The sequence below is a fragment of the Flavihumibacter sp. ZG627 genome, assembly GCF_000814325.1.
GTDB lineage: Bacteria > Bacteroidota > Bacteroidia > Chitinophagales > Chitinophagaceae > Flavihumibacter.
The window spans coordinates 108286-123607 of sequence record NZ_JPHF01000005.1 but is presented as its reverse complement, the minus strand read 5'-3'; the positions used below and the strand labels follow the sequence as shown (position 1 = coordinate 123607).

General features: G+C 40.4%; 9 protein-coding genes. 6 read left to right on the top strand and 3 right to left on the bottom strand.

Annotated elements, in window-relative coordinates; genetic code table 11:
- Positions 1-202: 202 nt before the first annotated feature.
- Complete coding sequence (locus HY58_RS12210) at positions 203-2404, top strand: sialate O-acetylesterase (protein WP_039132350.1); 2202 nt, start codon at positions 203-205, stop codon at positions 2402-2404.
- An 86-nt stretch (positions 2405-2490) separates the two neighbouring features.
- Here HY58_RS12210 and HY58_RS12205 read toward each other — a convergent pair whose 3' ends face one another.
- The 3 genes from HY58_RS12205 to HY58_RS12195 all read right to left on the bottom strand — a co-directional run bounded on the left by HY58_RS12205 (position 2491) and on the right by HY58_RS12195 (position 9067).
- A complete protein-coding gene (locus HY58_RS12205; RefSeq protein ID WP_039132347.1) occupies positions 2491-3075 on the bottom strand; it encodes a hypothetical protein in 585 nt (194 codons plus the stop codon).
- A 305-nt stretch (positions 3076-3380) separates the two neighbouring features.
- Positions 3381-6428 (bottom strand): PKD domain-containing protein, encoded by a 3048-nt coding sequence (locus HY58_RS12200; RefSeq protein ID WP_039132345.1) that lies wholly within the window; start codon positions 6426-6428, stop codon positions 3381-3383.
- Between the two features lie 275 nt (positions 6429-6703).
- A complete protein-coding gene (locus tag HY58_RS12195) occupies positions 6704-9067 on the bottom strand; it encodes a PKD domain-containing protein (RefSeq protein ID WP_039132342.1) in 2364 nt (787 codons plus the stop codon).
- A gap of 244 nt (positions 9068-9311) precedes the next feature.
- Here HY58_RS12195 and HY58_RS12190 point away from each other — a divergent pair, with 244 nt between their 5' ends.
- The 5 genes from HY58_RS12190 (at position 9312) to HY58_RS12170 (ending at position 15314) form a co-directional block, all read left to right on the top strand.
- Complete coding sequence (locus HY58_RS12190) at positions 9312-10109, top strand: polysaccharide biosynthesis/export family protein (protein ID WP_039132340.1); 798 nt, start codon at positions 9312-9314, stop codon at positions 10107-10109.
- Positions 10110-10137: 28 nt separating this feature from the next.
- Entirely contained in the window at positions 10138-12435 is a 2298-nt protein-coding gene (locus tag HY58_RS12185; protein WP_039132337.1) for a GNVR domain-containing protein, read from the top strand.
- 131 nt (positions 12436-12566) lie between these two features.
- A complete protein-coding gene (locus HY58_RS12180; RefSeq protein ID WP_039132335.1) occupies positions 12567-13100 on the top strand; it encodes a hypothetical protein in 534 nt (177 codons plus the stop codon).
- Positions 13101-13131: 31 nt separating this feature from the next.
- Positions 13132-14052 carry a glycosyltransferase gene (locus tag HY58_RS12175; protein ID WP_039132333.1) on the top strand — a complete coding sequence of 307 codons (921 nt, stop codon included), beginning with the start codon at positions 13132-13134 and terminating at the stop codon, positions 14050-14052.
- 5 nt (positions 14053-14057) lie between these two features.
- Positions 14058-15314: an O-antigen ligase gene (locus HY58_RS12170; RefSeq protein ID WP_039132330.1), complete on the top strand. Its 1257-nt coding sequence runs from the start codon at positions 14058-14060 to the stop codon at positions 15312-15314.
- The last annotated feature ends 8 nt before the right edge of the window (positions 15315-15322 follow it).

The window sequence follows — 15322 nt, the reverse complement described above, 5'->3', positions numbered from 1 at the left end:
TTCAGGAGGTTGGAACTGGTTGTATATTCTGCATAATATCCGGTAATAATCCAATTGTCAATAAATACTGAAAAGCTTTTCCTGTAAGGATTTCATAATGTGAAAATTAGATATAACTTTGTATGTCTGCCTATTTAATCCGTCCAACTTTCCTACCTGAATTCCATTAGCTTATTATTTGAAATTAACAATTGACATTAAGATGAGTCAGGTAAAATTTTTGTGCAGGTATCTATTGCTAACTGTACTTTGTTGCGCTGTTGGAGCAGGTGTTTATGCGCAATTTGAGGTGTTGGACAGCTTTCCAAAAACAAGTCAGTTATATCCACGTAAAACAACAACTAATAGGGCTACTGTTAGGGTTAAAGGAAAACTGGAGGTTGGATCTCCGTATGAATCTCTACGCTTGATCATTACTAAAGATAACAACTCATCTTATGATTTAGATAATTACGTAATTTCAGTTCAAAATATTGAGATTTCCGTTAATTCCAGCAGGGAATTCAAGGCTGAATATGAGTTACTCGCTGAACTCCAGAATTATCGTTTCCAATTATTCGGAATTGATAACAATGTTCAATCTACACTTCCTTTAATAGAAGCAATAAAAGTTGTTGCAGGTGATGTTTACATGATTCAAGGTCAGTCGAATGCGTCTGCATCAATTAAAAAACCCTTCTCCGGTGGTAACAATGCAAATAATGATCCTTTAGTTCAAACTTATCGCCAGTTTATTAGGGCGTATGGCAATTCATCCGATGTTAACCAATCAGGTTTTACAGATTATAATACAATGGTTAAGAAGTGGTACCGTGGAGACGGAAACGCAAACTTCAGAGATACCGGTAATGTTGGTCAATGGGGAATATGGATGGCTACAAAACTAATTGAAACAGAGAGAATTCCTGTTGCAATTATCAATCATGCTGTTGATGGAAAACCAATTTCATATTACATGCCACAAACTGACCATTTTGATGTAAACACCACATATGGTCGCGCCATTCACAGATCAAAAGAGGGGGGAGTATTTGAGGATATTCGTGCTATTTTTTGGTTTCAGGGTGAAAGCAACTGGGGTGGTGGGGGAGGTGTAATATTGAATGGAGATCAGTATAAATCTGAGTTAGAAATATTGGTCTCTTCCTGGAAATCTGACTATCCAGGATTGCAAAGAGTTTATATTTTCCAAACAAGATTCGGGTGTTGGGGAAATGAAGAGGATGCTGCAGAAATTGCTGATGGTATAAGAAGATTTGCTGCTAATCCTTCCTTTCCATATGTCACTTTAGTTTCAACAAATGGAATCCCACACGCATTTGAGGGAGGTACTTTAGGTAATTGTCATTATTATTTTCAGTCTGGCTATAAAAAAATTGGTGAACGTGCTCTCTATTTACTTTCGCGAGATTTTTATGGAAGAACTTATCCAGAAGGTACTATTGATGCCCCTATTCCCGTAAAATTTTATTTTTCTATTGAAAGTAATGGTGTTGCATCAGAACTTGTAATGGAGTTAAATAGTACTGCAGATTTTTATATTCAAGAGGAAGATAAGTTAGATACACTTTTTGTTTTGAATGGGGGCAACTACACTATTAATAATATTGAAGTTGATAACGGACCTTTAGGAAAAAATTCTATCCCAACTAAGATAAAATTGAAATTTACCCGTAATACTGGAACCCTGACTAATCCTACATCAGTCTCTTTTCGTTCATATAAAGGTGGATTTACTGACCCAGCTACTGACCCGGATCCTTTAACGCCCGTACCGATTGTTCCAGCTATCGTAAATTCAAATGGAATTGGGCTTGTGAGTTTCAATAACCTTCCAGAGAATTTTTCAATTCTCCCCGTTGACCCGTTATCCTTATTTGTTAGGCGCACCGGCAACACCAATAATGTAAAGTGGGATGTGGAAGAGAATAGTGATTTCGTTCGCTTTGCAGTGGAGCGTAGTACAAACGGAACTAATTTCAGCATGTTAACGGAATTATTCGGGAAGGCTACCAGTGGTAAGGAAGTTTATAATTATGCAGATGTAAATATAACCGGTCAGGTATTTTACCGGATCAAAGCGACCCGCAAAACAGGTGGTGTTGTATATAGCCAGGTGGTTCGGATCAATGATAATGGCTCACTCAGACCAGGTTTGACGATCTCTCCAAACCCCGTTATTAACCAGGCATTTATCAATGTGACCGTTGCGGAGAAAACATCGGCTTCTATTCAATTATTTAATCTGCAGGGTGCAAGGGTTTCTCAAAGAAATGTTGAACTCCTGAAAGGCTCCAATAATTTCTCACTGGGTGAAATGCTCGATCAGTTAGCCGGAGTGTACATGGTCAAAGTTGTTACACCGCAAGAAGTATTTACTTCCCGGTTAATAAAACTCAGGTAAGAAGTTTAATTATAAAATCAGAAGGCCGTCTCAAATAGTTTTGAGACGGCCTTCTGATGAGTGACAAAAATATTAGAAGATGGTATTTATATTTTGACAGGCTCATCTAACAGTAGAAGAGCGACGGTTCTATTACCAGGTCGATCAAAGGCTTCTACCTGTACCTGATTTCCAGAGACAGATAAAATGTCTTTCCGGGCTATATATTTCCATTGATTTTCTTTTTCGGCAGGGATGGCAAGGCCGGTTTCCAGTGAAATTCCGTTAGGATCCAGGATAGTAAACACAACCTTCATAACCTGGAAATTATCCGTTGCAATTGCCATCAGGTTTTGTCCCGCAAGTCCGGTATAACCATTCTGATCAATGGACTCAATTGTTGGTGGCACCATTCCGTCAGCAATGGCCATAACATATTCACTTTGTTTCAGGGTTTCCCTAAAAGGAGTGTAGAATGCTTTACTGGCCGGGTCATGTACCACACTACGTGCATAAATATTAACATCTTTAAATCTTAATTGATTTTTTTCCTCATTGGGCTTTTTCTTGTGACCTCTACGGTCGGGATTCCGTTTTAGGTATTGCCGGTCGCCTCTGACCTGGAGATAATGCGATTTGAGGTATTTTCCACTAAAGCCGTCAATTTTCTTGTTAGAGATGTTTTTAGGCATTTTCTTACAGGTTTTGGATTAAGAGAGTTACCGAAATACTTAGCTATCTCCAAGCTAGAACCATACTCGGGGTCCCTATCTGGTCCCTATCTGGTCCCTATTTTATACCCCTTTGGGTAATTGAAAATGGCTCCCGAATTCCAGTAAAATGAAATTTACTAAAAGTCATATTATCAACAAAAAATATGCCATGTTTTTATAATATATTGAATAATACAGGATTGATGATCTGTGGAGGTGGGCTTAAAAAAAAGAGGCCGTCTCATTCATTTGAGACGGCCTTTTCTTTAAGAAAAACTTTTTTATCAGAGTTTTTCAATCTTAGTTGTCATAGGTGCATCACGTTCGGTAGTAGCCTTTAAAACATACATTCCCGGTATCAATTTCACGAGATTGATCTTCTTTGTAATACTTATCTGGTCTTTGTTGAATACTTCCTGGTGAACAAGCAATCCAACCATATTATATACCTGGATTGTAGTTTTACCTAAAGAAGGTGTATTCAACAGTAAAGTCAGGTTATTATTGAATGGATTAGGATAAGTCTTAAACTGAGTGGTTGTATTAACAGGTGACGTTACAGTGGTGCCGGTTGTGGTGGTACTTGTTGTTGTGGTACTTGTCTGCTCCATTCCCGAGGAAACTGAATTGTTAGAGCTTGTGGTGCTTGACCTTACAATTATGCTCTTGGTATCTGAACTAGACATTCCTTTATCATCTGTTACCGTTAACCGGAAGGTATAAGTACCTGCAGTTCCCAGTGCACCTGCTGCAGTTCTTGCCTGGTGATCATCCGTTATAGAAGCAGTTGATGGTCCCGAGATCTGGGCCCAGTTATAACTTACAATAGTACCATCAGAATCAAAGGAACTTCTTCCATCAAGGTATGCCCAGTTTGTTGGCAATGTGATGCTGACATCTGATCCGGCATTCGCAACCGGGGCTTGTCCGCTTACAATATTGGAAGGAGCGGCAAGAACCGAAACACTAACCTCTGCCGATGCTGTGGCTCCGCTATTATCGGTTACAGTCAACCGGTACGTATATGTGCCCACGGTTGTTAGGCCGGTAACATTGGTAGCAGAGTTTGATGGAGACTGGATAGAAGATCCGCCTGGACCAGATACAAAACTCCATGCGTATTTACTGATTGATCCATCTGAATCTGTTGCTGATCCTATAAGTGTAATTGAACTGGTTGGCTGTACAATGCTGACATTATTGCCAGCGCTTACTGTTGGTGCCTTATTGGCCGTTCCTGTACCGTTTACTACGAGAGTAAAACTACTGGTACCAGTACCGCCATCATTATCTCTTACAGTTAATTGGAAGATATAGGTACCCACAGTTAGGAAAGATGCTGTAGTGCGCGATGCATTTACATCACCAATCTGTGCTGTATTAGGACCTGAAATCTGGCTCCACTGATAAGACGTTACCGTTCCGTCGGGATCATAAGAAGATCTGCCATCAAGATAGATCCAGTTGCTGGGTGAGGTGATGGTCTGGTTGGGACCAGCTACAGAAACCGGGCTGGCATTGCTAGAGAGTGCCTGTGCAACATTTATCTGAACATCATCAGTTGATGTTGCATTGTCGTTATCCTTAACGGTTAACCTGTAAACATAAGTTCCTGCCGTAAGGCTGGAGATAGTGGTACTGCTGGAAGAAGGTGATTGAATGGTACCACCCGAAGGTCCTGATATTTTAGTCCAGGTATAGCCTGCAATAGTACCATCTGAATCAGTTCCTGAACCAGAAACGGATACAGAGCTGGTTGGCAGGGTAACTGCTTTATCGGCACCGGCATTTGCTGTTGGTGCATTATTAGCTACCACCGTTTGGGTGCCTACTACAATAGTTGTGGTAGCAGAGGAAGTTGCTCCATCATTATCCATTACGGTCAGCCGAAAGGAATAGGTTCCATTTGCCAGTCCACCTGCTGTTGTCCTCACCTGAGTGGGCGATGCTATTGATGCTGTGGTTGGACCTGATACCTGTGACCACTGGTATGAACTGATGGTTCCATCCGGATCACTTGAAGCACGGCCGTCGAGATAACCCCAACTTGTGCCGGTCGAAAGATTCTGGTTTACCCCTGCATTTGCGATAGGGGCCAGATTGCCGCTTGTGGTGGAGCTGGAAACTATAACCTGAACATCATCTGTATCAGTTGCACCAGCATTATCTTTTACTGTTAGACGATAGACATATGTACCAGCGGCAAGAGATGTAATATTTGTACTTGCACTGGAGGGGGACTGAATAGTTCCGCCTGTGGGGCCAGACACTTTGGACCATGCATATGATGCAATACTCCCATTCTGATCAGTTCCACTACCCGTAAGTGTGGTAGATGTAGTGGGGAGGGTTACAATTTTATCAGCTCCTGCATTAGCTACCGGGGCAGTATTGGTGGTTGAGGTTGATCCGCCAGCAGGTGAAACATCTGCAAGGGTAGCTGTGCTGTTTCCAATTTTAAATTCGTCCACATAAACAACCCTGCGTTTGGCAATGGTATTTCCCCAGGAGGTATTCCAACTTGCAAGCCAGGGCCATTTATATATACCAACCTTTATATATGGTACTTTGGAGAAATTACCACCATACCAGTTGGGGCCGGTATAATTGACAACAAGCTGGCCATTCTTATAAACTTTTACAAAACCGTTATCTGCGGTGGTCCAGTTACGGTTAACTGCCCAGTCTGTCCATTTGTCTGTGTCTACCGGTCCAAGATCATATTCAATAGACTTGATTGTACTACCGGAATTTGCCTGCACATCTCCCTTATCATAACTGATAACGCAGATCCAGCGGTTGTTTATAATTCCAATCCGCATTGGATTTGTCCACTTGGAATTTGTACCACAAGGAAGGGGTTTATCATGAATATTGAAACCAATGCTCTCTGGGGCACCTTCAGGGTATTGATAGCTCCATTTAGGTATATATAATGAAAGCGCGATCCAACGCATATCAAGGGTCTGATAATTGCATGCATCATTCCAGATCAATTCAGCTCCCGCGTGTTGACGATATTGATCATAGGGAGAATAGGGTTTGTCAAGTTGAAATCTTGCGCTGTAAGATCCGGCACGTTTAAACGAATCACTACGGATCATTTTGCTAAATGGCTGAGAAATACTGATACTGTTAACTTCCTGCCATGATTTTAACCAACCGGTAGTAGGAACACCGGTGAGACTGGGAAAACTACTACTTTCAACATCGTCCTGGAAGATCAGTTTCTGAGCTACCACCGGTAATTGAAAGCAAAAGATAAAAAAGAGTAAAAAAAGCTTCAAACCCACAGGACGGGCTTTAGAATTGGGTAAATTAATCAGCGACATAACCTGGTTTTTATAGGAAAAGCCAGAAAAAGGCAAAACTCATGCCACCGATTTTTTTTTATTGTGTATGTGAATAACTTGTGTAGTTATTTTCAATAATTTTATAATGTATTCTTATTCACTAAATTATAAAATGAACCATTGATAATGTACATATAAAACATTAACAGTAGTTTAGCACTTATATTATAATAATAATTAATGTTGCGACGCAAAAAGGCCTGATTTCTGGTGAAAAATCAGGCTTTTTCCATTTTAGAATAAGAAAAAACTCTTTAGAGCTTTCGTATTTTTCCGGCTATGGGTGAGGGTTGATCATTGATCCTGACACTTAAAAAATAAGTTCCCGATTGCAACGATCTTATATCTACAGGTCTGGAAATAAGGGCTGTTTCTTTAGTGAATACTTCCTTATATAATAATACCCCTGAAACGGCGTATACCAGTACCTCACATTTACCCGTGGCAGGAGTTTGTAATTTAAACTGGAAGTTGCCATTATTTGGATTGGGGAATAACTTAAGCTGATTGTCATTCATAGAACTTACAGCATATAACACAATATTTTTATCAGCTGTAGCGCCGAGGTTATCTGTTACCGTAAGGCGGAATGAATAGTTTCCGGCCTGCAGACCACTCACTTTAGTCTCCTTTGCTGAACTCTCATGTACTAGCGCCTGGGTTGGTCCTTCCAGCAGATCCCATTTGTATCTGACAATTGTTCCATCTGGGTCATAGCTGGCACTACCATCAAGTGTGATATCATTTATCATGCTTATATCTGCCCTAAAGGTGGAGGGCATCATAATCTGAGGCTTTTTATTGGCAATAGCTTCCGCCCATACTTCCACCGTTACATCCGCACTTGCTGATCCTCCGCGATTATCTGTTACCGTCAACCGGAAGGCATATTTGCCACTATTTAGGCCGGTAATATTGGTAAAAGATGAGGTTGGTTTTTCAATTTTGGCATTATTAGGACCATTCACCTGCTGCCAGTTATAAGTGTTGATGGTTCCATCCGGATCTACAGAAGCCGATCCATCTAAAAAAGTATGGTTCTTTGGCAAAGCAATAACCTGGTTCTGCCCCGCGTTTGCGAGGGGGTTTATATTGGCCGCAACTGCGTTTATGGGGTCTACCAAGATGCTGACTGTATCACTGTCTGCTGCACCATTATTATCCTTTATAGTTAAGGCAAAACTATAGTTTCCTTTTAAGGGGAAGCTAACGGGTGATTTGGCCTGGCTGGTATTGGAAATTACCGCGTTGGATGGTCCGGCGATCTGTGCCCACAAATAGGTGGCTATAGATCCATCCGGGTCAGAAGATGCAGTTCCATCGAGGTATGCAGTTGCTGCAAGGTCATTGATGGTCTGGTCGTTGCCTGCATTTGACACAGGGGGGAGATTCACCACAGTAGCATTTAGTACTGTTAATTTCACATCATCACTTGCTTTGCCTCCCTGGTTATCTGTAACGGTGAGCCTATAAGTGTAGGAGCCATTTACGAGGCCGGTAATGGAAGTGGAAGCGTTGGTTGGGGTAGCGATTATAGACCCGGAAGGTCCTGTGACTAGTGACCATGTGTAGGAACTGATACTGCCATCTTTATCATTTGCTGTTCCGGTAAGGGTTAAATAGTTTTTGGGTAGTTGGATTGTTTGATCGCTACCGGCATTAACAGAAGGTAAGGAGTTGGGCGTTGGAGCCACCTGATCGGTATAGAGAAAATCCTGCAGCGTAGCTTCGCTTGTACCCATTTTTATATCATCAATATAAATCGCTCTTTTGCGCGAGATCCGGCTTCCCCATGCTTCATTCCAGCTATTTAGCCAGGGCCATTTGTAGATACCCATCTTGATATATGGAAGTTTGGCAAAATTACCTCCATACCAATTGGGGCCTCTATGATCTACAAGAAGTTTTCCATTTTTATAAACCTTCACGAACCCATCATCAGCAATTGTCCAGTTGCGGTTTATTGCCCAGTCTGTCCATTTATCAGTTTCGATTGGTCCCATATCATACTCCTTTGTTACCAATGTTGCTCCCGAATTGGCCTGAACATCATTTTTATCAGCAGTGATGGTTAGTATCCAACGGTTATTTCTCACCCAGATATTCATAGGGTTAGTCCAGCGTGAACTTGTTCCGCAAGGGAGAGGATAATCATGCACATTAAACACCACGCTTTCAGGAGCTCCTTCAGGTATACCATAACACCATTCAGGAAGGTAAACGGATAAAGCCATCCATGCCAGATCATAATCTGGGTTTTTGCAGGCATCATTCCATATCAGTTCAGAACCTGCATTGATTCTTTTTATATTGTCGGGATATTCAGCCCTGTCGAGCTGAAAGCGAGCACTGTACTTACCTGAGCGGGATACAGAATCAGTTCTCATCAGTGTGCTGTAAGGTTGGGAAACAAACATGCTGTTGGTTTCCTGCCAGTATTTAAGCCATCCTGTTGTTGGATCAGAGGAAAGAACCGGGAAGTTAATATCTTCAACCCCCTCCTGGAAGATGAATTTCTGCGCATTAGCAGGCAAAATTTTCAACAGCACAAGGCACAGCACTACAAAGGAATGCAAAATAATTTTGCTGACCTTTTGTTCGATGCAGGGTACATGCATAAACAAGGTTTTTACAGGGATTCGGATTAAATTCTATTGGTATTAACGCCAAATGAAGCATTTTCGTATCAGAGTTGGAATTGGCAATACCCAGATTCAATGATTTTTATGGTAAAAGCAATAGATTCTATATTTATTCCGTTTGAATAAGCTTGATAATCAATTAATTTTCGGTTTTTTACTGTATTGTTAGCTATATAAATAAATAAGGCCGTACCAGTATTTTTTTTAATATTAGCAGATAATGAAGTTGCGTATGCCCTATACAGTTTTTGGTGTTAGAAATTTATTTGTTTTGAGCCTGGTTGTTTTGACAGTTTCGTGCGCGAGTCCGGAAAAAGCCAGGTATTTTAATAAGCTGGGTGATGAGACCTTTCCCCGCCAGGAGCTGGTTTCTGCGCATGTTATACGCAAAGCTGATATACTTAGCATTAATGTTAGCAGTATCAATATTGAAGAGAACCAGATTTTCAATGCACCCAATATAGCGGTAGTTCCCGGCCTCGTTAATGAGAATCCAACACATGGCGCGGGATACCTGGTTGATAATGATGGTATGATCAGTTTTCCGATGATCGGTAATGTAAAGGTGGAGGGCCTCAATAAGAAGCAGGTTTCCGAGTTGATTCGCGATAAACTTATTTCAGCCAAGCTGATGCTCGATCCTATTATCACGGTTCGGATCCTTAACTTCAGGGTGACCGTTCTTGGTGAAGTAGCCAGCCCCAAAATCATAAATGTTCCCAACGAAAAGATCACCTTAATGGAAGCATTGGGTATGGCAGGTGACATGACGCTTTATGCTAAAAGAGATAATGTACTTCTCATTCGGGAGGAAGGTGACGAAAAGATCACAAGAAGATTAAACCTGAATAAAAAAGAATTACTTGAGTCGCCATATTATTATCTGAGAGCAAATGATGTGATTTATGTAGAATCAAATAGCGTGAAGCTTCAGAATACCAGCAGGCTAAATCAATTACTACCTACAGTGCTCAGCGGACTGGCCTTCCTCGCAATTATCATTGACCGTTATCGTTAAGACATCAACTTTAAGCTGTATACCTACAATGTCAAATGACTTTTCATACGACCCAAGAGAATCCGGATCGAATATCATTACCATAATAAAGAGGAAATTTCTTCCTTACTGGCCCCTGTTATTTCTTTTGGTGGGAGTGGCTCTGTTATTGGCAAATCTTTATGCACGGAGCCTCACGCCTGTTTACCAGATTTCTTCTTCAATTCTTATAAAGGATGAAAAGAAAGGGATCAGTGAGTCGAAGATGGTGGAGAGTATTGATTTTTTCGAAATGAATAAGATCGTTGAGAATGAAATCGAAGTACTTCAATCGCATACCCTCATGCGGAAAGTAGTGGAAGATCTTGGGCTCTATTGTACTTATTATGAAAATGGTGAAGGTAAATTGAAATCCGCCTATGCGACCGTGCCGGTGAAGATGAAACTTAAAGAGGTTTTGAAATCTACAGAAGGAAGCCCTATACCATTTATTATAAATGAGAATGCAACTATTGTTACGATCAATGAAAAGCAATATCCTGTAAACCAGTGGGTGCAAACAGAATGGGGCAATGCTTATTTCTACAGTGCCATCCGCGACAGTGCCGATCTTCAATGGAAGAACAAGAAATTTTACTTTACACTGGTGGATCCTAAAGTAGTGGAGAATGGTTTATTGGCCGGCCTCAAAGTGGCAGCTATTAATAAACTTGCTACTGTAGTTCATCTTAATATGAAGGATCCTGACCCGAGGAAGGGTGAAGATATTTTGAATGGATTAATAAAGGTATATCTGCAGGCTGAAGTTGATGATAAAAACCAGGCAGCGCTTAATACCCTTGCATCTGTTGAAGGCCGGCTCGACTTTGTTGTTGGTCAATTAGATTCAGTTGAAAATGCTATTCAGAAATTCAGGACCCGATCAGGAGTAATTGATATCAGCCAGCAGGGAAGACAGTATCTTGATGCCATCGGAATGTATGACAGGCAGTTGCAGGATATAAATATTAAAATGTCTGTACTGGATGAAATTGAAAACTATGTTGCTGATGGATCGAATGCAAGCAATATAATGCCTTCCACCATTGGAGTAAATGATCCTGCCCTTACACAATTGATGGGTAGATTAAACGATGCCCAGCTTCAGTTCGAGAAACTTAAGCACACAACTGGTGAGAATAGTCCCGTGCTACTTGCGGTCAAAGACCAGATAAAACAGATCAGACCTTCCATTCTTGATGCGGTGAAGAACCAGAAGGTGAATCTTGCTATTGCAAAATCAAATCTCAGTACAGCTTCAAGTAAATATTCTTCCCTGTTAAATTCAATTCCGCAAAAAGAAAAACAGTTGCTGGAGATTAGCCGTCAGCAATCTATAAAGAACCAGATTTATTCCTATCTGCTACAGCGGAGAGAAGAAGCAGCACTTTCCTATTCTACCACAGTAGGCAATACAAGGGTTATTGATTATGCAAGGTCATCGCTTGCCCCTGTTAGTCCAAACCGGCTTTTGCTGATGGTCATTTTCTCTTTACTGGGAATAATTGCTTTCATTGGATTTGTATTTTTTAAGGAAGATATCTCTTCGAAGATGCTTTTCCGTAAGGATATTGAAACCATTTCTGATTATGCTGTGGCAGGAGAGTTGTGGAAACATCCGGGAGGGGTTAAAGGTAAAAATAATTCACGGGTTGGGCAAGTGGTTGAGGAGCAGGTCAGGTTACTACGCAATCAGTTTTTCCTGAGTGATATTAAAGCAGACAGGTCGCTGCTGATAACTTCAGCCGTTAGAGGGGATGGTAAATCGTTCCTTGCGAAGAAACTCGCTTCAAGCCTAGGAGCAATTGGCAAAAAAGTACTCTTAATAGATTTTGATACAGTAAATCAAAAGCTGACCAATGAATTCAATATGTCTGGCAGGAAGGGGCTGGCTGACTTTTTGAATAAGAAGGCAACAATGGAAGAGTTAGTTCACAGGGTGGATCATGGTGGAGAGTACTATGTGCTTCCCGCCGGTAGTCGTGTTTTTGAAAGTGATGAATTGTTGGTTGAAGAATTGATCCCCATGCTTCTTAAAGAACTAGAAACCCGTTTCGATAATATTATTGGTGTAACCGCCCCGCTTGAAAATGATACAAATATGGTTTTGCTTAGCAAGCATTTTTCAAATACCGTTTTTGTATTGAAACAGGGGCATACCCCAAAGGCACAGGCAGCCCATTATATCGGCAGGAATCAGCCGCTTTTGCCCTTTGGCGCAAAGATTATTTTTAATGCAGTGCCAAAGAGAGGAATGGGCGCCTGGGGAGAAGAATTCGGATATGGATATTACTATACTACTACGTAAGTCTTATAGTAAAAATCCTATTTATTAGTAATATATACGATTAAATGTCGTTTTATAATTGACCTCTTTAGTACCCTAATGTGACTGAAGTGGCGAAGCTTTTGTGTAGACTGGAATAATTTTGAATATTTATGAATTGGTTTGTTACGAAATGTGAACGTGATCAGTTAAAGTCTGTATCCAGGAATCTTGAAAGGTATGGTTATGACATATTCAGCCCATACCTGATTGCAACCAGGAATAACAACAAGCACTTCATCCGTGGAAACGTGGAAAAGGATTTTTATCAGTTGTTGTTTATAGCAGGCAATAACTATCCATCGGATAAGGAACTGAGGAATTCAGGTGCCATACATCCTATGTATTATCTGAAGGAGAGGGCAATCATTACTGAAAGCGAGATCTCTATTCTCAGGTTATTGTTTCAAAAGACTGTACCCCTCATTGTTGAAAAATGTACTGTAAAATCCGATAATGCTGAATTTTCATATGGTCCATTTCTAATGAACCAGGAAATTGACATTGAAGTGGATAATGTTTATAAGATATCTATTCATCGCCTGGGTTTTTGCCTGCTTATAATAGATCCACTTAAAAATCTGGTAAATGATATTGAACAAATGATCAGAAGCAAATCGTCTGAGAACGTGATTAGGATTGTCTGATAGTCATTTATTTCAATCAAAATTACCATTAATGTTTTCAGTACTGCTTCCGGCATTCAAGCTCACCTATCTTCGTGAAGCTATTGATAGCGTGCTGGCTCAAAGCTTCCCTGATTTTGAACTTATCATTGTTAATGACCGATCCCCGGAAGATATTGCCGGCCTGGTAGCCACTTATTCAGACAATAGGATTTCCTATTTTGAGAATGAGTTTAATCTGGGAAGCAAAAATCTTGTTTATGCATGGAATCGCTGCATTGAGTTTGCAAACAGGGAATATGGGATCATTTTCTCAGATGATGATATTTTGCATCAAAGGTTTCTGGAGGAAATTTCCCTCCTTATAGCAAAATATCAGGCTCATGATCTTTTTTATGCCCGACCAGCGGTTATAGATAAAAATGGTGCACTGTTGCGTATGACCACCTCATCGCCCGAGTGGGAAGATGTTTATGATTTTATCTGGCATCGTGTAAGTGGTAAAAGAGACTTGTTTGCGCAGAATTTTGTTTTTCGCCTATCAGCCCTAAAAGCCATAGGTGGGTTTGTGGACTTCCCCATGGCCTGGGCCTCTGATGATGCCACCTGGTTCCTTCTTTCTAAATCGAAGGGAGTAGTCGCTTCCAGCAAGGCCCTGGTTTACTGGAGATGGAGTGAGATCAATATTTCCAATGCAGGAAATTTTAAGCACAGACTAGAAGCAGTTAAACTGTTTCAGGAATGGTGCCATAATTTTGTTGAAGGCCTGGATGATTTAAGCGGAGAACATCAGTTTATTAAAAACCAGATCATCCGGCAATTGCCCCTTCGGACCCTTCATTCTGAGCAGTATCTTTTATCGAGATTGTTCAGAACGAAAGGATCTCTCCGGGGCATTTTATTTTATATCCGGAACAGGAATCATTTTGGATTTGGTTTTAAAGGAATGTTGAAATTAATGTTTAGGGCCTGAAAGCTATGGTGCAATCGCTTCAGAAAATTGTCTTTTACCTCGTATTGTTACTGACAGCAATCAACATAGGCGTGTTTTTTTGTCCCTCCCCATATATTTATCTCGCCGATGCATTAAATATTGGATTGCTTGGTTTGTGCGTATGGCATAATAAAAAATTGGGAGCACTTCCTGGTACTGTAATACAGGCATGGAGTATTTTATCAGTTTATACACTTGTTCTGGTATTGAATACTGAAAATATCGTGAATCTTTCCAGCGGTCTTGCGGCAATGCGATCGATGTATCCTTATATGCTTTTTTACTTTATTGCATTATTAATAAGGAAAGAAGATATTCCGCGATTTATTAATTATCTGAATATCTTTTGTATCTCAGGTGTTGTACTGGCTATTATACAAAGTTTAAGGGGCTTGGAGCCTTTATTTCCTTATGGAAGTTTTTATAATACCGGTCACTGGGCAGGTCAGCAAATGATGATTAATGCATTCATGGCAAGAGTAATGCTACCTACACTTTATACAATACTGATAATGTTTCTTTTCAGTGTCACTTACCTTTTAGTAGTTCGGTTTAAACTGAAGTATGTGCTATTGGCTTTGGCATTTCTGATAGCAATATTTATTGGATACGCACGCTCACAATGGATTGCAACAATTATTTCTGTTATTCTTATCATGGCGCTCATTTTCGGATACAGACAGAACAGGATCCTCATGGTTCTATCAGTATCTGCCTTAAGTGTATTCACGCTTGTATTTTTATTGTCAAGTATTGACCTCCCTGTTTTGAGTGATCTTTCTCAAAGTCTCACCGAGAGGGTACGTGAGTTAACTTTTGATATACAAAACAGGGATGGAAACCTGGGTTCCAGAATAAGAACAGTTGAAAGGAGTATGCAAATATTTCAACGGAGTCCATGGTTTGGTGTGGATTATAATTTTCCTGCCATTTATGAGATGGGAGAGCTGACTGATGTGGGCTTTACCTATATGCTGATTACAACTGGAATAGTGGGGGTTACTCTGTTTGCTTATCTTTTCTTTATAGCATTAAGGAGTGCATGGTTAATGTACAAGCAAAGCTTTCGTGCAAATGATATCCTGGGTTTACTACTATCCATCCTGGTAATTGGGAATATCATTTTGTTTATGATTACACAATCATTTAATCAATTTTATTTTGTTACTGCAACGTTTGCAATAAGCTTCGGGCTTTATTGTAACTATTTTTCCCGGGAGAAAAAAATAGAAATAAGCTAGAGTACTGG

What these genes read in the sequence shown, in the direction of transcription:
- HY58_RS12210 (WP_039132350.1), top strand. Translation starts at nt 203, where the DNA reads ATGAGTCAGGTAAAATTTTTGTGCAGGTATCTATTGCTAACTGTACTT.
- HY58_RS12205 (WP_039132347.1), bottom strand. Translation starts at nt 3,075, where the DNA reads ATGCCTAAAAACATCTCTAACAAGAAAATTGACGGCTTTAGTGGAAAA.
- HY58_RS12200 (WP_039132345.1), bottom strand. Translation starts at nt 6,428, where the DNA reads ATGTCGCTGATTAATTTACCCAATTCTAAAGCCCGTCCTGTGGGTTTG.
- HY58_RS12195 (WP_039132342.1), bottom strand. Translation starts at nt 9,067, where the DNA reads ATGCATGTACCCTGCATCGAACAAAAGGTCAGCAAAATTATTTTGCAT.
- HY58_RS12190 (WP_039132340.1), top strand. Translation starts at nt 9,312, where the DNA reads ATGAAGTTGCGTATGCCCTATACAGTTTTTGGTGTTAGAAATTTATTT.
- HY58_RS12185 (WP_039132337.1), top strand. Translation starts at nt 10,138, where the DNA reads ATGTCAAATGACTTTTCATACGACCCAAGAGAATCCGGATCGAATATC.
- HY58_RS12180 (WP_039132335.1), top strand. Translation starts at nt 12,567, where the DNA reads ATGAATTGGTTTGTTACGAAATGTGAACGTGATCAGTTAAAGTCTGTA.
- HY58_RS12175 (WP_039132333.1), top strand. Translation starts at nt 13,132, where the DNA reads ATGTTTTCAGTACTGCTTCCGGCATTCAAGCTCACCTATCTTCGTGAA.
- HY58_RS12170 (WP_039132330.1), top strand. Translation starts at nt 14,058, where the DNA reads ATGGTGCAATCGCTTCAGAAAATTGTCTTTTACCTCGTATTGTTACTG.